The organism is Shewanella ulleungensis (assembly GCF_014648315.1).
Taxonomy (GTDB): Bacteria; Pseudomonadota; Gammaproteobacteria; order Enterobacterales; family Shewanellaceae; genus Shewanella; species Shewanella ulleungensis.
The window spans coordinates 305,109-325,433 of record NZ_BMQW01000002.1; the positions used below are offsets into that span (position 1 = coordinate 305,109).

General features: G+C 41.6%; 22 protein-coding genes. 12 read left to right on the plus strand and 10 right to left on the minus strand.

The features are described 5' to 3' along the window. Positions 1-59 precede the first annotated feature (59 nt). A complete protein-coding gene (locus IEY40_RS05055; protein WP_229777013.1) occupies positions 60-581 on the minus strand; it encodes a thioredoxin family protein in 522 nt (173 codons plus the stop codon). 109 nt (positions 582-690) lie between these two features. Between IEY40_RS05055 and IEY40_RS05060 the strand changes: the two genes are divergently transcribed. Next, on the plus strand, positions 691-1,308 hold the full coding sequence (locus IEY40_RS05060; RefSeq protein WP_188953971.1) for a LysE family translocator: 618 nt from the start codon (positions 691-693) through the stop codon (positions 1,306-1,308). A 42-nt stretch (positions 1,309-1,350) separates the two neighbouring features. On the opposite strand, the gene IEY40_RS05065 is transcribed toward IEY40_RS05060, so the two are convergent. After that, positions 1,351-1,668: a DUF3144 domain-containing protein gene (locus IEY40_RS05065; protein WP_188953973.1), complete on the minus strand. Its 318-nt coding sequence runs from the start codon at positions 1,666-1,668 to the stop codon at positions 1,351-1,353. A 251-nt stretch (positions 1,669-1,919) separates the two neighbouring features. Here IEY40_RS05065 and ung point away from each other — a divergent pair, with 251 nt between their 5' ends. Next, complete coding sequence (gene ung / locus IEY40_RS05070) at positions 1,920-2,585, plus strand: uracil-DNA glycosylase (protein ID WP_428848144.1); 666 nt, start codon at positions 1,920-1,922, stop codon at positions 2,583-2,585. Positions 2,586-2,678: 93 nt separating this feature from the next. Here the strand turns inward: ung and ispB are convergent, their stop codons facing one another. Continuing rightward, entirely contained in the window at positions 2,679-3,650 is a 972-nt protein-coding gene (gene ispB / locus IEY40_RS05075; RefSeq protein WP_188953976.1) for an octaprenyl diphosphate synthase, read from the minus strand. Positions 3,651-4,099: 449 nt separating this feature from the next. Here ispB and rplU point away from each other — a divergent pair, with 449 nt between their 5' ends. The 7 genes from rplU to IEY40_RS05110 all read left to right on the plus strand — a co-directional run bounded on the left by rplU (position 4,100) and on the right by IEY40_RS05110 (position 8,359). Next, complete coding sequence (gene rplU / locus IEY40_RS05080) at positions 4,100-4,411, plus strand: 50S ribosomal protein L21 (RefSeq protein WP_188953978.1); 312 nt, start codon at positions 4,100-4,102, stop codon at positions 4,409-4,411. 16 nt (positions 4,412-4,427) lie between these two features. Continuing rightward, the gene (gene rpmA / locus IEY40_RS05085) at positions 4,428-4,682 is read left to right on the plus strand and encodes a 50S ribosomal protein L27 (protein WP_160054094.1); all 255 of its coding nucleotides are present in this window, start codon (positions 4,428-4,430) and stop codon (positions 4,680-4,682) included. A 201-nt stretch (positions 4,683-4,883) separates the two neighbouring features. Further along, on the plus strand, positions 4,884-6,050 hold the full coding sequence (cgtA, locus tag IEY40_RS05090; RefSeq protein WP_188953980.1) for an Obg family GTPase CgtA: 1,167 nt from the start codon (positions 4,884-4,886) through the stop codon (positions 6,048-6,050). Between the two features lie 20 nt (positions 6,051-6,070). Then, positions 6,071-6,829 carry a threonine/serine exporter family protein gene (locus IEY40_RS05095; RefSeq protein WP_188953982.1) on the plus strand — a complete coding sequence of 253 codons (759 nt, stop codon included), beginning with the start codon at positions 6,071-6,073 and terminating at the stop codon, positions 6,827-6,829. After that, on the plus strand, positions 6,829-7,299 hold the full coding sequence (locus IEY40_RS05100) for a threonine/serine exporter family protein (RefSeq protein ID WP_188953984.1): 471 nt from the start codon (positions 6,829-6,831) through the stop codon (positions 7,297-7,299). Before IEY40_RS05095 ends, IEY40_RS05100 begins: the two co-directional genes overlap by 1 nt. A 73-nt stretch (positions 7,300-7,372) precedes the next feature. Then, complete coding sequence (gene folA / locus IEY40_RS05105) at positions 7,373-7,855, plus strand: type 3 dihydrofolate reductase (RefSeq protein ID WP_188953987.1); 483 nt, start codon at positions 7,373-7,375, stop codon at positions 7,853-7,855. Between the two features lie 96 nt (positions 7,856-7,951). Then, positions 7,952-8,359, plus strand: a complete 408-nt coding sequence (locus IEY40_RS05110; protein WP_188953989.1) for a DUF3718 domain-containing protein — start codon at positions 7,952-7,954, stop codon at positions 8,357-8,359. Positions 8,360-8,506: 147 nt separating this feature from the next. Here the strand turns inward: IEY40_RS05110 and IEY40_RS05115 are convergent, their stop codons facing one another. The 7 genes from IEY40_RS05115 to lptD all read right to left on the minus strand — a co-directional run bounded on the left by IEY40_RS05115 (position 8,507) and on the right by lptD (position 17,618). Then, positions 8,507-10,528 (minus strand): methyl-accepting chemotaxis protein, encoded by a 2,022-nt coding sequence (locus IEY40_RS05115; RefSeq protein WP_188953991.1) that lies wholly within the window; start codon positions 10,526-10,528, stop codon positions 8,507-8,509. 275 nt (positions 10,529-10,803) lie between these two features. Next, positions 10,804-11,622 (minus strand): symmetrical bis(5'-nucleosyl)-tetraphosphatase, encoded by an 819-nt coding sequence (locus tag IEY40_RS05120; protein WP_188953993.1) that lies wholly within the window; start codon positions 11,620-11,622, stop codon positions 10,804-10,806. Positions 11,623-11,624: 2 nt separating this feature from the next. After that, on the minus strand, positions 11,625-12,005 hold the full coding sequence (gene apaG / locus IEY40_RS05125) for a Co2+/Mg2+ efflux facilitator ApaG/CorD (RefSeq protein WP_188953995.1): 381 nt from the start codon (positions 12,003-12,005) through the stop codon (positions 11,625-11,627). Positions 12,006-12,060: 55 nt separating this feature from the next. Next, positions 12,061-12,867 carry a 16S rRNA (adenine(1518)-N(6)/adenine(1519)-N(6))-dimethyltransferase RsmA gene (gene rsmA, locus IEY40_RS05130; protein WP_188953997.1) on the minus strand — a complete coding sequence of 269 codons (807 nt, stop codon included), beginning with the start codon at positions 12,865-12,867 and terminating at the stop codon, positions 12,061-12,063. Between the two features lie 9 nt (positions 12,868-12,876). Continuing rightward, positions 12,877-13,860 (minus strand): 4-hydroxythreonine-4-phosphate dehydrogenase PdxA, encoded by a 984-nt coding sequence (pdxA, locus tag IEY40_RS05135; protein ID WP_188953999.1) that lies wholly within the window; start codon positions 13,858-13,860, stop codon positions 12,877-12,879. Positions 13,861-13,869: 9 nt separating this feature from the next. Continuing rightward, a complete protein-coding gene (gene surA, locus IEY40_RS05140) occupies positions 13,870-15,174 on the minus strand; it encodes a peptidylprolyl isomerase SurA (RefSeq protein ID WP_188954001.1) in 1,305 nt (434 codons plus the stop codon). 143 nt (positions 15,175-15,317) lie between these two features. After that, positions 15,318-17,618 carry an LPS assembly protein LptD gene (gene lptD / locus IEY40_RS05145; RefSeq protein ID WP_188954003.1) on the minus strand — a complete coding sequence of 767 codons (2,301 nt, stop codon included), beginning with the start codon at positions 17,616-17,618 and terminating at the stop codon, positions 15,318-15,320. 143 nt (positions 17,619-17,761) lie between these two features. Here lptD and IEY40_RS05150 point away from each other — a divergent pair, with 143 nt between their 5' ends. The 3 genes from IEY40_RS05150 (at position 17,762) to djlA (ending at position 20,312) form a co-directional block, all read left to right on the plus strand. Further along, the gene (locus IEY40_RS05150) at positions 17,762-18,793 is read left to right on the plus strand and encodes an aminoglycoside phosphotransferase family protein (protein WP_188954005.1); all 1,032 of its coding nucleotides are present in this window, start codon (positions 17,762-17,764) and stop codon (positions 18,791-18,793) included. Next, entirely contained in the window at positions 18,790-19,467 is a 678-nt protein-coding gene (murU, locus tag IEY40_RS05155; protein ID WP_188954007.1) for an N-acetylmuramate alpha-1-phosphate uridylyltransferase MurU, read from the plus strand. The genes IEY40_RS05150 and murU overlap by 4 nt, the downstream gene beginning before the upstream one ends. Before the next feature lie 71 nt (positions 19,468-19,538). Beyond that, on the plus strand, positions 19,539-20,312 hold the full coding sequence (djlA, locus tag IEY40_RS05160; protein WP_188954009.1) for a co-chaperone DjlA: 774 nt from the start codon (positions 19,539-19,541) through the stop codon (positions 20,310-20,312). The last annotated feature ends 13 nt before the right edge of the window (positions 20,313-20,325 follow it).

Consider the following 20,325-nt stretch of genomic DNA (forward strand, 5'->3'; position numbering starts at 1 on the left):
ACGTTATTAATAAAAAGACTGCTTCGGCAGTCTTTTTTATTGGCGCTGGAATATTTTTATTAATCAGTTACTAGAGACAAGGATTTTGCAATGTCGTCAATAATCAACACTTTAGGAAGTTCAATACCGTTAGGGTAAGCTGCGCCATATATTTTATTAAATGGTGTGCCCGCAACAGCTTGTTGCCCCATGTATTGTTCGATAACCGTATCGGCTTCGGTCCAGTTCCCTTGCATAAGCACTATGTGTGGTTGGTTCAATTGATTAACCACTTGTTCTCGATGCAACACATTTGCTTTATTTGTTTGGCAGGGGACGCACCAATCTGCAGTAATATCAACAAACACAATCTTACCTTGAGACACATATTCTGCAATTTTATCTGGTTCTAGTGGTTGCCAACGTAAAGCGTGGTGAGCTAAATAATCTTCACCTTTATTGACGAATGCTATCACCCCGGCAAAACATAGCCCCATGAATGCCAGCATAATAATTACAAGTGTTGGGATTGCTTTTCCGTTTATCTTGGCCCAAATTAGCCCCGCAACTGCAGTAAAAATTACTGCTAGCAATATCATCATTAAAATAGTCATAGAGCCTGTTATTTGTTTATGAAAGTGCAAAGTGAGGTAACATTAACAGCGCACGCTTAACTGGTAGTTAAAAATATTAATAGAAGATTGAGATGTTATGACATTAAGTACTTGGCTGGGGTTGTTAGCTATTTGTTGTTTAGGGGCAATGTCGCCTGGGCCCAGTTTAGCAATGGTTGTTCGACATACATTAAGTGGCGGTCGTTTACACGGCGTAGTCTGCGCTTGGGCTCATTCGATTGGAATTGGTATTTATGCTTTAGTGACCTTGCTTGGGTTAGCTGTAGTGCTTAAAGCTTCTCCAATGATTTTTAATGCGATAGCTGTGATAGGGGCAATTTATTTAGCCTGGATAGGCATACAATCATTACAGTCTAAGGGGGGTATGCAACAAAAGTTAGTTGCCAATAAACCAAGTCGTTTATGGGAAGCTGCACGCGATGGTTTAGCTATTTCGTTATTTAATCCTAAGATTTTATTGTTTTTTTTGGCATTGTTCAGCCAGTTTGTGCTTGCGGCTCAAACACCTGTTGGCCAAGGCTTGATTGTGTTGACCCCGTTAGTGATTGATGGGCTATGGTACACCATTATCGCTTTTGTATTATCGCATTCAGCCGTATTACCAAAATTGCGTGAAAAGTCACAATTGATTGATAGGTTATCTGGTGTAGTGTTAATTTTGTTAGCGATTAGAGTAGTTTATTCACTTTTTTAAATGGTTAAGCCATCGAGTATGATGGCTTAATCATATTAATGTTTAATCCGCTTTAAACATTTTGACTGCATCATCAGCAGGTTGCTGTGCAGGAACTGGCGGGTTAGCAATATGGTCGTCTAGGTTCTCGTTTAACATAGCCTTGAATTCTTTTGAAAACCAATCTAAAGCATTTTCTTTTTCTGCGGCTAAATCAGTTGATTTAATGGCGGCTTCGAAAGCGTTAAAGCGTGCAGAAGCAAATCTCATTGCGGTTCCGACTTTGCCAATATCATTTTCTTGTTGGCTTAATTGATTGGCTAGCGCAATAAATTGATCGGCAATTTGGTACATGGTGAGTTCAGTTTTTTGTTCAGACATCAGATCCACTTTGTCGGTGAGTTAGTTTCAATTGAGTGTAACGATTTCTATGTAAAATATCAGGTAATAAATTGTCTATTGGGATCTTTATCTACGATTTTATTGTTGCTATTCAGCTGTAATGCTTGGTTGATAAGATTTTTTCAGTACAACAATTATTCCTGATAAGCATTGATTTTTAGGTGTTGGCTCGTGTTCAGTTGAGTCTCATGAGATCATATTTTTAAGTACATTTTTGAATAAGAGGAAGCATCATGGTGGCTAGTTGGCAAACATTTTTAGCAGGGCAATCGTCTCAATTATATTACCAACAGCTGCAACAGTTCATCGTTGCACAGCGAGCGCAAGGTAAAGTGATATATCCGCCCGATGACGAAGTGTTTACAGCATTTGATTTAACGCCTCTAAATGAGGTTAGAGTAGTGGTACTAGGGCAAGACCCTTATCATGGCTCTAATCAAGCGCATGGGCTGTCTTTTTCGGTTAAAAAAGGGGTTAAGCCGCCACCTTCATTAGCAAACATGTACAAAGAACTGAGTGCTGATATTGAAGGTTTTAATATCCCATCACATGGTGAGCTGTCTGCATGGGCTAAACAAGGGGTATTATTATTAAATACCGTGCTGACGGTAGAGCAAGGTGTAGCACATTCTCATGCAAAGTCAGGATGGGAAATATTTACAGATAATGTATTAATCGAGTTGAATCAACAGAATCGCCCCATAATATTTGTTCTTTGGGGAAACCATGCCATTAAGAAAGGTGGCTTGATTACAGCATCACATCATCATGTTTTAACTGGCCCACATCCTTCGCCTTTATCGGCCTATCGCGGATTTTTTGGGTGTCAGCACTTTTCGAAGATTAACCTGATGTTGATTGAGCAAGGTGAAAAGCCAATTGATTGGCAAGTGTAAAATTGAAGGGCAGGGCGCATTAAGTCAATGCGCCATTGTGGATAATTATTGTTGTTAATAGCTGTTGTTAATAGCTGTTGTTAATAGCTGTTGTTAATTGTTGCGGTTAACTGATAAGTGAGCCAGTGAGATTAATGCTTGCTTGTAATGACTTTCAGGGAAAATGTTTAACGCATCAATTGCTTTTTGAGCTTCGATCTGGGCTTTTTCTTGGGTATATAATAATGCGCCAGATTCATGCAATGCGGTTAAAATCTCATCAATGGCTTTAGTGCCATCGCTTTGCTCAATTGCTTCACGAATAAGTTTCTTAGACGCATCTGAACCATTTTCCATGGCATAGATTAACGGTAAGGTAGGTTTACCTTCAGCTAAGTCATCACCAATATTTTTACCTAACTCATCGGCATTAGCAGTGTAGTCGAGAAGGTCATCAGTTAGCTGAAATGCAGTGCCTAAAAATTTACCATAATCACCAAGTGCTTGTTCTTGATCTGGGCTCACATTAGCTAATACACCGGCCAATTGAGTTGCGGCTTCGAATAACTTAGCCGTTTTGCAGTAAATCACCCGCATATAACTTTCTTCGCTAGTATCAGGATCGTTACAGTTCATTAACTGTAGTACTTCTCCTTCAGCAAGCACGTTGGTTGTATGGGCTAAGACTTTAAGCACTTTCATGCTGTCTAACTCTGTCATCATTTGAAATGAGCGAGTATAGAGAAAGTCACCTACCAATACACTGGCACTATTACCAAATAGTGCATTTGCTGTTTCACGACCACGGCGCAATGTTGACTCGTCGACAACGTCGTCGTGCAATAGAGATGCTGTGTGAATAAATTCGATAATGGCAGCAAGCTTAAGGTGCTGTTCACCAGTATAGCCAACCGTCTTAGCTGCTAATATCGATAGTAACGGACGTAAACGCTTACCACCGCCATTGATAATGTAATAACCTAGCTGGTTAATTAGGGCTACATCAGATTCAAGTTGTTTATATATCAGCTGATTGACTGCTTGCATATCAGTGTCAGCCAGTTGACGAATGGCGTTTAAATCCATAATAGTCTCTGGTTGTTGGGCGATAGGGTTCGCACCCTTTAATTAGTCATATCGAATTTGAGCGCATATCTTACAGGATATCAACGCTGTTTTTCAAAGTAAGTATTGTATCAAACGTGTATTACATAATGCTGTCTAGGTATACCTTTACTTATTTACGACCCATTTAGTTCACAAACGCAGTGTTGAGTGACAGCGCGCCAGTGTTTAATGGTTAAAGCGAATGTTGTTCACGATTAGGAATATGTTAGCTAATTTTTATCACTCGCACATTAGCTAATGGTGAATAGTGTGCAGTTATGTGCTCTTTTTTATTTGAATGCGAATTAAGGCTTGCCTGATGATAATTCTTCGCGTAGAATCCGCGCCCATTGTCATTAAAAGTTTTTTAGCACCTAGTCTCGTCAATTATATGAGTTAGTGTGTTAGTCATTTGGAGTGAAATAGCTATGTACGCTGTTTTTCAAAGTGGCGGAAAGCAACATCGTGTTGCTGAAGGTCATACAGTTCGTTTAGAGAAATTAGAAGTTGCTACTGGTGAAACCATAGAATTCGATCAAGTTTTATTGATCGCTGATGGCGAAACAGTACATGTTGGTGCTCCTTTAGTTGCTGGCGGTAAAGTCGTAGCTGAAGTAGTTGGCCACGGTCGCGGCGAAAAGGTAACTATCGTTAAGTTCCGTCGTCGTAAGCATCACGACAAGAAGATGGGCCACCGTCAGTGGTTCACTGAAGTTAAAATCACTGCGATTAGCGCATAATTTAGGAGTCTAACTCATGGCACATAAAAAAGCTGGCGGTTCTACTCGTAACGGCCGCGATTCAGAAAGTAAACGTCTTGGTGTTAAGCGCTTTGGCGGTGAATCAGTTCTAGCTGGTAACATTATCGTTCGTCAACGTGGTACTAAATTCCACGCTGGTATTAATGTAGGTGTTGGTCGTGACCACACACTATTCGCATTAACAGACGGTAAAGTGAAGTTTGAAGTTAAAGGTCCTAATAACCGTAAGTTTATTAGCATCGAAGCTTAATTCTTTACTAAGCTAGATCTCGAAAGCCCTGCCTATGGTGGGGCTTTTGTGTTTTTTATATCATTAAACTTCATTTGATAGTTTAATGATTTTGTTTATATGCAGTAGGCGATATCGTGATGAATGCTATCTTCAGCGCTTTCCTGCAAATCCCAGTGATTTGGGGTTATAATTACAGATTAAGTGGCGTCAGGAGTCAGTATGAAGTTTGTTGATGAAGCGAACATTCGCGTAGAAGCGGGTGACGGCGGAAGCGGTTGCGTCAGTTTTAGACGCGAAAAGTATGTTCCAGATGGTGGTCCAGATGGCGGTGACGGTGGCGATGGCGGTAGTGTATATCTACAAGCCAACGAGAACCTTAACACGCTGATCGATTACCGTTTTACTCGTTTCCATATGGCTGAACGAGGATCAAATGGTCGTGGTCGTGATTGTACTGGTCATGGCGGCACTGATTTGGTTCTTCAAGTACCAGTGGGTACTCGCGCTATCGATCAAGAAACCGAAGAATCATTGGGTGATTTAACTACTCATGGACAAAAGCTACTTGTTGCTAAAGGTGGTTTCCACGGTTTAGGAAATGCCCGCTTTAAAAGCAGTACCAACCGTGCACCACGTCAAAAGACATTGGGTACACCTGGTGAAGTGCGTTCGATTAAGCTTGAATTATTATTACTTGCGGATGTGGGTTTGTTAGGCATGCCAAATGCTGGCAAGTCTACTTTTATCCGTGCAGTATCGCGTGCAACGCCTAAAGTTGCTGATTACCCGTTTACCACGTTAGTGCCTAACTTGGGTGTTGTAAATCCACGCCCAGGTCAAAGCTTCGTGATTGCCGATATTCCCGGCCTTATTGAAGGTGCGGCTGAAGGTGCTGGTCTAGGTATTCGTTTCTTAAAGCATCTAGAACGCTGTCGTATGTTATTACACATCATCGATATTGAGCCTATTGATGGTAGTGATCCTGTACATTCAGCACGTGCGATTGTAGGTGAACTTGAAAAATACTCACCAAAGTTAGCTGCGAAGCCACGTTGGTTAGTCTTTAACAAAACCGACTTATTGCTTGATGAAGAGTTACAAGAAAAAATCGATGCGATTGTTAAAGAGCTCGATTGGCAAGGCGATGTGTACACCATGTCTGCTTATAACCGCACTGGAACTGAAGAGTTAAGCATCAAAATGCTTGATTACATCAAGAGTATCCCTGTGGTTAAAGAAGAGATCATTGCCGACGCAGACGTTGAGTTTAAGTGGGATAACTATCATCAGGGTGCTGATGAGTCTGTCAATGAAGATTATGATGATGACTTTGATGATGATTTCGATGATGATGATTATGATGTCGAAGTTATTTACCAACGTTAATTTGCTCATTTGAGGATATCGTGTACGCAGATAGCCAAAATGATATAACCCGCCTTGTAGTGCGCTGTGCGCAATTACTGCTGGCCTATGGTGCTGAGTCTGATCTTGTTGAAGAGATCAGCCAGCGTCTTGGCAAAGCGCTCGGACTTGCCAGTATCGAACTGTCTATTTCTTCTAATGCATTAGTGCTCACTAGCCTTGTGCATGGACGTTGTATTACTACAACTCGGCGTATTCGAGCCCACGGCATTAATATGATGGTCATTTGCGAGCTCCAGCGCATATGCATCCTAGCTGAAAAAGGGATTTATGGTGCAAACGAGGTTCGGCGTCGTTTAGCGCACATAAAACCAAAAACTTACCCCGCAATAGCTGTTGTTCCCATGATTGGCTTGTCTTGTGCCAGCTTTTGTCATTTGTTTGATGGCGACATGATCGCTAGCATAATTACTTTTTTTGCCTCTTCTATCGGCATGATCGTACGGTTATTTTTTGCCTCTCGGCACTTCAATTTGTTAGTTAATTTTTCAATTACTGCCTTTGTTATTACAGCGGTTGCGCAAATTGGCTATATTTGGCCCATTACAACGACTCCGCAAGCAACGATGGCGGCCAGCGTACTGATGTTAGTTCCCGGTTTCCCATTAATAAATGCTATTTCCGATATGGTTAAAGGCCATATGAATGTGGGTATTTCGCGTTGGGGGCATGCAACCTTATTGACCCTTGCTTCGGTAATTGGTATTACGATTGCTATGCAAATGGGCGGGATTTTTTAATGCTATCTTTATTAAGCATCTTACTACATGACGCCTTTTTCTCTGCAATACCTGCCGTTGGATTTGCGATGGTGTTTAATGTCCCTAAACGTTATTTGATTTATTGTGCTATTGCTGGTGCCATAGGTCATAGTTTTAGAACATTATTATTGCAGTTTTCTATGCCTATCGAGTGGGCTACGTTTGTTGCAGCGGCAATGGTCGGTGTTATCACCATCCAGTTTGCCAAACGCCATTTAGCGCCACCATTAATGTACGCTGTAGCTGCAATTATTCCTATGGTTCCAGGCACTTATGCTTTTAATACAGTAATCGCACTTATTCAATTAACTGCGCAAAGCCAAGTTAGCCCAGAGCTCACAGCCCAAGTTATCCTTAATGGTTTAAAAACTGTATTTATCCTAGGCGCTCTGGCTGTTGGGTTGGCATTGCCGAGCCTGCTTTATTACCGCACCAGACCGATTATTTGATTTGATAAACTGAACCGCAATTTCAATAAAGTAGTCTGTTCGTCTATTCCTCGAGATAATAAGGATTTACTCAATGCGTATCGCAATGATTGCCGCTATGGCCAATAATAGAGTCATAGGTAAGGACAACAAAATGCCATGGCATTTACCGGAAGACTTACGCCATTTTAAGGCCATGACACTTTCTAAACCGGTGATCATGGGACGCAAAACCTTTGAATCAATTGGCCGACCATTACCTGGGCGCCACAATATTGTAATTAGTCGTAATCCTCTGCTGACGATTGATGGCGTGACATGTGTTACCGACTTTGATGCTGCACTTAATGTTGCTGGTGACTGTGAAGAAGTCGTGGTTATTGGTGGCGGCCAACTTTACGAACAATTACTACCCCAAGCTGACGTGTTATACCTAACTATGATTGATTTAGACGTCGAAGGTGACACACACTTTCCCGCTTGGGATGATGGTTCGTGGCATATTGAAAACTCAGAAACTGCAACAAACGACAAAGGATTGCAATATAGCTTTAACACATTGGTAAAAAAGTGTTAAATTAATCACGTTTATACCCTGAATTAATATGCAACGGCGACCTTTACTGGCCACTGTATGCATAGCTAATAAAATATAAAAATAAAGGAGTGTCAGATGCGTCTATTGCCTGTGGCTATTGCAGCCCTGATTGCAGCATCTTCTGTGTCAGCCCCTGCTGTTGCCAATACAGAACAATTAGTAGCAAACATTTGTGATTATGTTAAGTCAGACGACAAAAATCGTTTACGTAAAAAGATGAAAGAAACTCGAGTCAAATTACGTAACGTTTATTCTAGTATTTCTTGTGATGGCAGCAGTTTATTGCGTACTGCCTACAATTCAAATGCAAATGATGTCGGTGAGTTTATCGCAAAGCGTATGCCATCGTCTGACCTAGCAGCCCCTGAAGCAGATGGTAAAACCATCTTAGATTGGGCTTCGGCTAATGGTCATGATAGCGGCCCCATTACTGATGCGATTAAAGGTCGTGTTGGTGGTGCTGGCGGTGAAGACGACGAGTAATCGTTCGACTTAGTGAGATATACCATAAAAAATACCGATAAGAGATTATCGGTATTTTTTTATATTTTTAGCTAAAGGTAAATTGAATTAGGTATTAAAAAGGCCCTTGGAGGGCCTTTTATCTATCATGTTATAACATGCAAACCATTACACTTTAAACTCTCGTACAGAGGCTTGTAGCTCTTCAGCAAGCATTGCAACTTGATGACTTGATTGAGCTGTTTGATCCGCACCTGTGGCTGTTTCTTCAGAGATAGATGCAATGTGCTCTAGTTTTTCAGATACCTGCTGGCTAACAATATTTTGCTCTTGTGCTGCATGGGCAATATGGTTACCCGAATCATAGGCTCTATGAACTGATTTACTGATAGTTTCAAGAGCAATGTTAGCTTGTTCATTTTTTTCTACACAGCTATTTGCTTGTGTACGTCCAAGCTCCATAACCGCGACCGCTTCTTGAGTGCCTACTTGGAGGACTTCAATCATCTGTTGAATTTCACTGGTGGAGTGCTGGGTGCGGGAAGCAAGATTACGTACTTCGTCGGCAACTACAGCAAAACCACGGCCTTGTTCGCCAGCTCTGGCAGCTTCAATAGCAGCGTTTAAAGCCAGTAGATTAGTTTGATCTGCAATGCCACGAATCACATCCAGAATTGAGCCAATTGAAGCACTGTCTGAGTGAACTTTGTTAATTACAACCCCTGCTTTAGCCACTTCATCAGCCAATGCAAGGATGGTGTTTTTACTTTCTTCAGCAAGCGAGCGCATGTGCTGTGCTTCTTGATCTGCCTGCTTGATTTCATTTAAAGCTTGGTCTGCACTCATAGAGACTTGTTGTGCGCTTGAGCTTAATTCAGTTGTAGCGGTCGCAACCTGATCAACTTGGCTTTTTTGCTCTTGAATACCAATCGTTGTTTGCGAGGTAATTGCTGATGTTTGCTCCGCTGCTGCCGCAAGTTGGTTGGCGCGGTCTACAATACCCACAATTAAGCTTCGTAAGCTGTCGACTAAACGATTACAGTTTTTGGCAAGTTCAGCAAACTCATCGTGTCCAGAATCATCTAACTTATGCGTTAAATCTCCTGAGGCAAGTACGTTAAGTGCCAAGTTCACTTTATCTAAAGACTGAGTTAGAGGTTTAACAACGGCATAACTCACAATGGCGGCCACAACAATGGCACAGAGAACAACCAGGAGGGTTTTATAAAATGCAGAATCAATGATGTTAAGTGCTTCATTGCTGATATCACCAGCAAAAGTGTCAATTGACTTAGCTAGTACTGTCATTTTTGCATTGACATCTTTAGCTGCAGTTTGCGTATCGTTTAATTGCTTTGTTGCAGCAAATTCATGATTTAGCTGTTGTTGCTTTAGTGCAATTATTGAGTCATTACCATTAAGCAATTTAAAGACTTTTGCGCTTTCGGCAGACAAGTCTTCTAAAATGGAGCTGCTGATCACGCCAGCACCTTGGCGATTAATGTAGTCGATTTTAGTTGTCGCTTCGCTAACCATATAATCAAGTTCTTTGATGATGAGGTCATACTTACTTTGTTCGGTTGCAGCAACTAAGTCGTAAATAGTCGTAATAATATTAATTAGTGTGCCATCAACTAAACTTGCTGATGCAGCCAGGCTGAGCTCAGTTTCATCTTCACTTGTTTCTAAGTCAATCACGTCGAGTAGAATAGACGATGAGTCATCAGCGGCATTTTCTAAGTTACTGCGCATTTTTAAGAGTTTTTCTTGCAAGCTAAGCGCGCTTTCTCTTTCATTCAGCATGGTGTTTGCACTTGCTTCATACACGTTATAGCTTTTCGTTAACCCGTCTAACGGAGAGGCAAGTTGATCCTGTTGACTGACTAAACTGCCTAAACGAGTCAAATCGCTTTTAAAACGATTGTCGAGTTCGGTCAGTTTTTTCTCGATAGCCGGAATTTTAGATGAGTGAGTGCTGTAATATGCTAGTACGGCTTCAATCTGTTGCGTGCTGAGGTTTTCACTTAAAATACTGGTCGCTTCTAACGCCGGTAAGCTGACAGTTTTAAGGATGGTAGTGCCGTCCTTGATGCTGTTGTTACTGAGTAGAGTTACAATCCCGAGGACCACAAGTAACAGTGTTATAACGGTAAAACCGCCAATAACCCTGGTCGCTACATTAATTTTCATACAATACTCCGACTATTATTATTTGATCCTGGTTTTTTATTAGTGATTTTTGATATTGAATGAATTAATGAACACATGTTTCTCAGGCAAATTTCATTAATTCTCAGATTTATATCAATCACTTTTTGGTATAACAGCTTTTTAAAGGACTGTTTTGATGTACACAGATAGTATTTGTAAAGCTTCACTTTTATTTATAGGGTCGTTCGAGCTTTTACAGCAAGATCAGATAAACAATATGATTGCTATCGGCAAATTGCTACTTTAGTTTAACGTTAAATTAACCTTTTTTGGGTAATTTTTTCATTCTTTTCAAGATGCCACAACGTGAGGTGCTCGCCCCAACAACAACCTGTGTCTAACGCCATAAAATGAGGTTGAGGTGTTTGTCCCATCAGCGCTGCCCAATGGCCAAATACTAGCGTGTTTTGCGGGGCGCAGCGTGAAGGAAATTCAAACCAGGGGGCTAGCTCAGACGAAGTTTGCTGTTGTGGTGGTGTTTTGCATTTAAAATCAAGGCGACCATCTGAGTGCAAAAAACGCATTCGTGTTAAGGCGTTGATACAATAACGTAACCGATTAATACCTTGTAACTCACTTGACCATTGCTCTGAATCTTCAGTATACATTTGTGCGATTAACGCCGTTAAGTAATCATCTTTTCGTAGAGCAATGCTGACCTGCTCAGCTTCTTGTAACAGGGTGTCGATATCCCATTGTGGTGGAACGCCTGCATGCGTCATGATGATATTGTGTTCTGGCAATGTGCGAACTAACGGTTGTTGTCTGAGCCAATCGATCAGTTGATTGATATCGGGCGCGTTAAGTAACTCACTAAGATGATCTTGTGGATGAGGTCGTTTTAACTTTCCATGCAGTGCCAGTAAATGCAAATCATGATTGCCGAGCACCACTTTCGCGGAGTTTTGCAGTGACTTGCAAAACCTTAACGTTGCCAACGATTCGCTTCCACGGGCGACTAAATCGCCGACCGCCCACAACTCATCTTTAGATGGGTTAAAGTCTACTTTTTGTAATAGTAAGGTTAGCTCTGCAAAGCATCCTTGAATATCACCAACAAAATAGTGTGCCATGATTACTGTAAAATGCCTGGTACGGCTAATCTAAACGCCGGAATAGCTGCTAAAAAACGCTTGCCTTGCGCATCTTCCATTCCATAAGACCCATGCATAAAGCCTACTGGCGTTTCCATGACGGTGCCGCTTGAATACTGATAAGCCGTATTGGGCGAAATTGTCGGGGTTTCACCTACAACGCCAGGGCCTTTTACTTCACTTTCTTTGCCATTAGCGTCGGTAATAATCCAGTGACGATCTTTGAGTGTGACCTTACTGTCACCTAAATTGATGATGGTAATGGTATAACTAAAAAGGTATTTGTTGTCGGCAACATCTGATTGTTGTTCTAGATATTGGGTGTCGACTTTAATTTTTATCGGAGATTCGCCTTGGCTCATTCTACATCCTGTCTTTAAAACAAAAGGGCATGCTCGTATTGGCATGCCCTTATTATTACTTTTTGTTGTCACACAGTAAATTAGCCATCGCGACATACTGCGGAACACTGATTTGTTCTGGCCGCATACTTGAGTCGATATTTAATGATGCAAAATCATCATCAGACAGTAAAGCTTTTAGGTTATTTCGTAATGTTTTACGGCGCATACTAAACGCTGTTGAACATAAGTGTCGTAGCACATTCACATCTTTACATGGCCAAGGTTTAACTTCGTATGGCAACAAACGCACTACTGCGGAGTCAACTTTAGGTGCTGGTGTAAAGCAATGCGGTGGCACTTCAAGTACAGGAACAACCTGACAGAAGTACTGGGCCATAACGGTCAAGCGTCCATAAGCTTTTGTGCCTGGGCTGGCTGATAAACGCAATACCACTTCTTTTTGTAGCATGAAGTGCATCGTTTCAATTTGTTCAGCAAACTCAAACAAGTGAAACATCAACGGCGTTGAAATGTTATAAGGCAAATTACCAAACACTTTCATCTTTTTGCCAGGTTGTTGTAGTTTCGAAAAATCAAACTGCAGCGCGTCACCTTGATGAATGGTTAACTTGTCTTTAAGAATAGGGTGTTGTTGTAAACGTTCTACTAAGTCACGGTCTAATTCAACAACGGTTAGGTTATTAATGGTGTCTGCAACCGGCTCGGTTAAGGCTCCAAGACCTGGACCAATTTCAATCATTACATGATCGTTATCAGGTGCGATAGCACCGACAATACTGCTGATCACGCCTTGATCGGTAAGAAAGTTTTGTCCAAAACGTTTTCTGGCCGTGTGGCCTAAATGTACTTTATTGCTCATTAAAATGGGTTACTTACTTTTTGAGGCCAATTCGATGGCTTTGTTTAATGCACAGGTAAAACTGCCGCTATCCGCTTTTCCGGTACCAGCGAGTTCTAGTGCTGTACCATGGTCGACTGAGGTGCGGATATAAGGTAAACCTAAGGTAATATTGACCGACTTGCCAAATCCTAACGATTTAAGCACAGGTAATCCTTGGTCATGATACATGGCGAGCACCACGTCAGCTTGTTCAAGGTACTTTGGCTGGAATAGAGTATCTGCTGGCAGTGGGCCAACAATATCCATACCTTGCGCACGTAACTCGTTTAACGCGGGGATCATGGTATCAATTTCTTCACGACCTAAATGGCCGTCTTCTCCTGCATGCGGGTTTAAACCACATACATAAATTTTAGGTGAACCTAAACCAAATTTACTCACTAGTTCACGGTGTAAAATGCTAATGATATGGTGCAATCTGTCACGTGTAATTGCTTTAGCTACATACGCTAACGGGATGTGCGTGGTCATTAAGGCAACTTGTAAGCCTGGCGTTGCTAGCATCATAACAACGTCGGCACAGTTTGCTTGTAACGCAAAAAACTCAGTATGGCCACTAAATGGAATACCGGCTTGATTGATAATGCCTTTGTGCACGGGGCCTGTCACGACCGCATCAAACTCATTAGACATGTTTTTTTCGCCAGCGTAACGCAAGGTATCAACAACATAGGCGCTGTTGGCTTCGTTTAATCCCCCACATTCACAAGGCTCAGCTAATGAAAATGGCACTATAGTTAAAGTGCCTGCTGCTTGAGGTTTTGGCGGTTGTGACGGTTGATAAGGTTTGAGTTGCAAAGGGAGTCCAAGTAATTTGGCTCTGCTCATCAATAAATCTGGATCGGCACAAACAACTAACTCAGCAGACCAAGCCTGCTGAGCGAGTTTGATGACTAAGTCGGGGCCAATGCTTGCTGGTTCACCGGGAGTAATAGCAATACGTTTAGTCATTGATCTTGCTTAACCTCGTTTTGTTTCAGGCTCAATAATTTCAATATAAGCTTCAGAGCGCATTTCATCTAACCAGTTTTGTAATTCTTCGTTAAATTTACGACGGAAGATTAACTGATGAGCTCGATTACTGTTAAATTGATCGGTTGCATCAGTCGTTCGACGAGATTCGAGTTGCACAATATGCCAGCCGTGTGTTGTACGGAACGGCTCACTGATTTGACCTTCGCTTAAACTGGCTAAAGTTTGAGAGAATTCAGGTACATACATACCAGGATCCGCCCAACCTAATTCACCACCTTTTGCCCCTGAACCTGGATCTTCAGAATACTGTTTAGCTAACTTAGCAAAGTCGGCTTCACCATTACGAACTTGCACTAAAAAGTTGTCTAGCATCGCTTTAGCACGCTCTTCCGATAAAATCGGTGACGGCTTTAAAAGAATGTGACGTGATTTCACTTCAGACACTTCTTGAGTTTGCAGTCCGCGCGTGTCGATTACTTTAATAATATGAAAACCAGAACCTGATTTGATAGGACCAATAATATCGCCTTTTTTAGCGCTATTAACCACTTCAGCAAACAAGGTTGGCATTTCATTGATGTTCATGAAATCCCAAATACCGCCTTCAAGTGCTTTAGGGCCTGAAGATGATGCAATAGCAGTACTGCGGAAATCGTCGCCTTCATTTAAGCGTTTTAGGACGATCTCAGCACGGCGGCTTGAGCTTTCTAACTGCTCACTGCTTGGGTTGCTTGGCACTTCAATTAAGATGTGACCAATTTGAAATTCAACATCTTTTAAGCCTTGCTCTTCAATAAGCTTTACGAGGCCATTGATTTCTTGAGGAGATACCTGAATGCGACGTTGAACTTGGATACGTTGAATTTCACCTAAGGTGATCTCTTGGCGCAACTGTTCACGGTATTGGTTAAAGCTGGTACCTTCGCTTTCAATAGATTGTTGCATTTGCGCCACAGACATTTTCTGTTCTTTGGCGATGTTTTCGATAGTTTGGTCTAATTGGAGATCACCAATTTGTAAACCAATACGCTCAGCCATTTGCATTTGCAGGTGGGTTAGAATAAGACGTTCAATAACCTGAGTGCGTAGTGCCTCTTCCGATGGCAAAGTTTGGTTAGCTGCTTTTGCGTTTGCTCTAACAGTGGTAATCATATTTTTGATTTCACTTTCGAGAACAATACCATCATTAATTTGAACTGATACGCGGTCTAATGGTACTGGCGCTGCAACACTGGTTTGGCTCATTGCCAGTGCGAGTAATGCAAAAATCATTTTTTTACTGTGTTTCATCCACAAAATCCTTGGCACATTCGATTCAATAAAACTGGCAATACATCGCCAAAATAAGGTTTCTTCTTCATACTCAACAGCATGTTTGTTGTTATTGGACTATGAGTTTATCGCTAGGTTCAGCAATCTATCACAAAAGATTACTAATTCCTCAAGTAAAGTGGCTTACGGTAGTTAAATAAGCCTTCGTTTAGCATGTCTGCAACGCCTAACGGACCAGACCCCCCTAAGCCTTTAATGACAAAGTTTAGGTATACGCCACTTTCAAACTCTTCACGCCCGTCGATGGTTTCTGATAAATCATCGTCGTAATTAGTGTTGATACGATAATGGTAACTTAATCGGACTGCCCAGCAACAAGATTCGTATTGTACACCAGTGTAGGTTTCAATATTACGAGATTCGTTTAGGTCGTAATAGTAGTTTCCGACAAAATATAAGCTGTCTGTTAATGGCCAAGAAGTACGAACACCGGCTTGTGAAATATCCACTTGGTCGTTGGTGTTAGTATTTAATAGGTCTGGCACAAAACGGTAGCTTAATTGCAGCAGTTTATCTTCACTTGGGCGGTAATCTAAAGTGACTTCATTCTTTTTGTTGTCGCCTGTTTCAGTGTCATGTTGTACCGAACCGCTAATAAACCAATCATTATACAGTTGCGCATCTAACTCAGCGGCTAAAACAGATGTTGAGGGCGAGGTTTCTTCAAAAGTATCATCCAGACTTACTTTAGATGATTCCAAATACATAATCTGCCCAACACTGAACTTAAATTTTTCGCGGTTACTATGGTCAAACAAGCGAGTGGTAAAACCAAGTGTAAATTGGTTCGCGTCAGCTACACGGTCTAACCCTGAGTATTGGCGGTCACGGAACAAGCCATAGTAATCTTCTTGTAGTTCTGCAGTGTCGTAAATACCAATATTTGATTGGTCTTCATAACCTACATAAAGATATTGAATTTGCGGTTCTAGTGTTTGACGGTATTGCTCATCAAATAATTGCGTTGCCCGTTCAAAATTAACTTGGCCATGCAAGCGTGCTTGTGGAATGGTGCGGCTTACACTCTCGTCTAAGGTTGAATCTTCATCGAGGCTTTGCTGCCAATATTGGGTTTGCAGCAGTTTAACTTCACTGGTAAACGAGCCTGCAGGCCCCTGGATAGGCCAAATTAAACTGGGCACTAGGTGTAAACGCGTCGCAGTATTGTACTCGCTCTCTTGGTGGCTAAAGTTAGTCAACTCTGTATTAAACTTAAAATCGATAGCATCAAATATGTCTGCGGTACGGTAATTAAAGTTTAGCTGTGGCATCACCTGATAAGGTTTTTCATCTTCGCCAAGCACTTTAATGTCTTGTACTCGCATGGTGAAATCCCAGTTACGTTCAAAATAACTGGCTTCGCCAATACGTGATAATTGATTGTCAGTTGATTGATTAACATCAGAGCTCAAATCGTTAAAGTAATTGTTATCCGACACATCGGTATAGTCTGATCTGACGCGCCAATTTTGGTTTATCGCGCCTTGGTGACTCCAATGATATAAATAACGATCTTCATTTGAGGATAATTTGTCATCGCTGCCTAAATACTCAACATTAAACTGTCCATTTTGTTGCTCTCCAGCAAGGTAACGAAATTCAGTTTTAGTGAATAGCCCGCGAGATGACATGAAGTCTGGTGTAAAGGTTAAATCGTATTCTGGTGCAATGTTCCAGTAATAAGGTGTGCTAATTTCGACACCGTTAGTTGTACTGGTACTGAAGCTTGGAAATAAAAAACCTGATTTTCGTTTATCAGATACAGGCACTGTCATATAAGGAATATACAGCACTGGCACATCAGCAATTCTTAACTTAGCATTCCAAATTTCACCCCATTCCTCTTTACTGTCAATTTTTATCATGTCTGCTTCAAGTAGCCATGATTCATCGCCAGGTGGGCAAGTTGTAAAGTTAGTTTTGGTCAGTAATAAATTGTTATCTGAAGTGATTTGTAACTTACTTGCATCGCCGTGAACTTGTTGACCATGTAGCCAGTATTGTGCTTTTTGAAGCGTTGCGCTGTTGGTACTCATTTGCGCTTCAAGGGAGTCAGCGGTAACGGTAAATAATTCGTCTTTAAAAATTAAGTTGCCATTAGCATTTAAGCGTTGGTTTTTTTGGTCCAAAATGGCGTTGTCAGCGGCAATATGACGTTGACCCTGACTAAAGCTTACATCACCGGTAAATTGCGCTTGGTTGTTAAATGCCGCAGTCGAATAGTCGCTGATAATAACGATTTGGTCATCATCAATACCAGTTAATGCAGCTCTATCATCAAATGAACGAGAAACCGGAGGCGCAACAAAGCATTGCGTTATTGGCTCTTCAGTCGCTTCAGCTTCTTCAGCTAAAACAATATTAGGGAGTAGGCATAGTGCCAGAAAGTAACGGATCTGCATTGTTGTCAATAATTTATGAATTCTGATTCCGGAAAGTTTTGGAGAGAAAAAGATACTCAGCTAAGTAAAACATTCCATTCTTTAGCTGTTTCCAAATGTTATGCTGGCTATAATAAAGCAATTTTTCGTGAAGAGCCATTGAGATGAGTTTATCTGATCCAAGATTTGTCGCCTTAAGCCACTGGTTAAACCAATATTTTGCTGATCAAGTGAGTGCAACGTTAATTTGCGGTGATGCTAGTTTTCGTCGTTATTTTCGTATTGAGCATTTAGGTAAGCACTATATTGTAGCGGATTCGCCAATCGACTTAGTGCCCATTTCTCCATTTGTTGCGATGGCACAGGCGTATAAAACAGTCGGGTTATTGGTGCCAGAAGTGCTGGCAACCTGTAATGAGCAAGGATTTGTTTTACAAACAGACGTTGGCGAGCAACAGTTATTATCTGTGCTTAATCCACAAAACGTGGCCAGCTATTATCAACAAGCGCTTAATTTGTTACCGACCATTGCCACTGTTACCCACACTGAGCTTGGGCCGTTAACGAATTATGATGCAGAGTTTGTTCAGCGCGAGTTGATGATATTTGTTGATTGGTTAGTTAATAAGCATATAGATTACACATTAACAAACAATGAGCAGCAAATGATTACCAATACTTTTGCTGCTTTGACACAAAGTGCGATGTCGCAACCTAAAGTGGGCATGCATCGTGATTATCACAGCCGAAATTTATTACTCAATGAACATGAACTTGCGGTGGTTGATTTTCAAGATGCGGTAATAGGGCCGATTACTTACGATGCGGTTTCATTACTTCGTGATTGTTATGTACGTTGGCCGGCAAAACAAGTGCACGAATTAATGCAGTATCATTTTCAATTGATTAAGTCGCATCAACTTATCGATAACACAGTCGACTTTGAAACTTATCAACATTGGTTTGATTTAATGGGTGTTCAACGTCACATTAAGGCAGCCGGCATTTTTGCACGTTTGTATCATCGTGATGGCAAGCGCGGTTACTTGGCTGATATTCCGTTAACCTTACAATATATTGTTGATATTGGCTCACAATACCCGCAAATTGCAGAGTTTAGCTCTTGGGTGAGTCATGTCATTATTCCAAGAGTGGAACAGCTTTCTGCGGCAAATCAAGCAGAGTGTAACGTATGAAAGCGATGATTTTGGCTGCGGGGCGCGGTGAGCGATTACGCCCATTAACTGATACATTGCCAAAACCCTTGGTGAGTGTTGCCGGTAAACCTTTAATTGAATATCACCTTGAGAAACTCGCACTCTTAGGTGTAAAACACGTCGTAATTAACCATGCTTGGTTAGGCCATAAGTTGCCAGAAATGCTTGATAATGGACAGCGCTGGGGTTTAGATATTAGTTATAGTGCTGAAACCGAAGCATTAGAAACAGCCGGTGGTATTAAGCAGGCTCTCACTTTGCTCGGAAGCGATCCGTTTTTAGTGATTAATGGCGATGTTTTTATTGATCACCTACCAGATTTGAGGGCGGCATATGAGCAAGTTTTGCAAGGACATGTCGCAGCATTTTTGTGGTTAGTTGATAATCCCGAGCATCACCCACAAGGTGACTTTGCAATTAAAGCTGATGGCAAGCTTAGTTTACCTGAAACAGACAAACTGACTTTTTCTGGGTTAGGGATTTATCATCCGCAATTCTTTAATGCTCTACCTGCGGGTAAGCAAGCACTCGGCCCTTTACTTAAACAGGCTATTGCCCAACAAACTATTGCAGGGGAATATTTTGATTCCTACTGGTGTGATGTCGGCACACTAGCAAGGCTGGAACAACTGCAAAACAGATTGCTGGCTTAATTCCAGAATGACATATAGCGCCACAATATGCGGCGTACAGATTCAAGAAATTATATAAAGCGGAAGGTAAAATGCGCATTTGGGGTAAAGTTTTCGGGTTTATTATCGGCTTTATGTTTGGCCGTTTTTTTGGTGCATTTTTAGGATTGTGGCTCGGGCATGCGTACGATAAACGTCAAGGCTTATCATCATTAATGCGTAAAGGCAGCGAGCGTCAGGCGATGTTTTTTAATGCGACATTTGCTGTAATGGGACATGTGGCTAAAGCATCCGGTAGAGTGACTGAAAACGATATTCGTATTGCTACCATGCTTATGGATCAGATGAAGTTATCTGGTCAACCACGTATTGATGCCCAAGAAGCGTTTAGGCAAGGACGACAAGCCGACTTTGATTTACCAAAGCAATTAGAACAATTTCGTCATGTGATTCAAGGGCGTGCCGAATTAGCGCAAATGTTTTTGGAAATCCAAATTCAAACGGCATTGTCTGACGGTGAATTGCACGCAAACGAGAAACAAATTTTATCGGTTATTGCCAATAAGCTTGGTATGGCATCGCAACTGGATGCGATGCTAGCACGATGGCAAGCTGAGTTTAGCCATCACCAATCGCCACAGGGCAATAAAATGCCGCTGACCGACGCTTATGTCATGCTAGGCGTGTCTGAATCGGCCAGCGATCAAGATGTTAAGCGCTCTTATCGTAAATTAATGAATGAGCATCACCCTGATAAGCTTGTGGCCAAAGGGTTACCAGAAGAAATGATGGCCTTAGCCAAAACCAAAGCGCAAGACATTCAAGCCGCTTATGAACGCATTAAAACATCACGCTCAATGCGCTAATGTTTGACCTAAC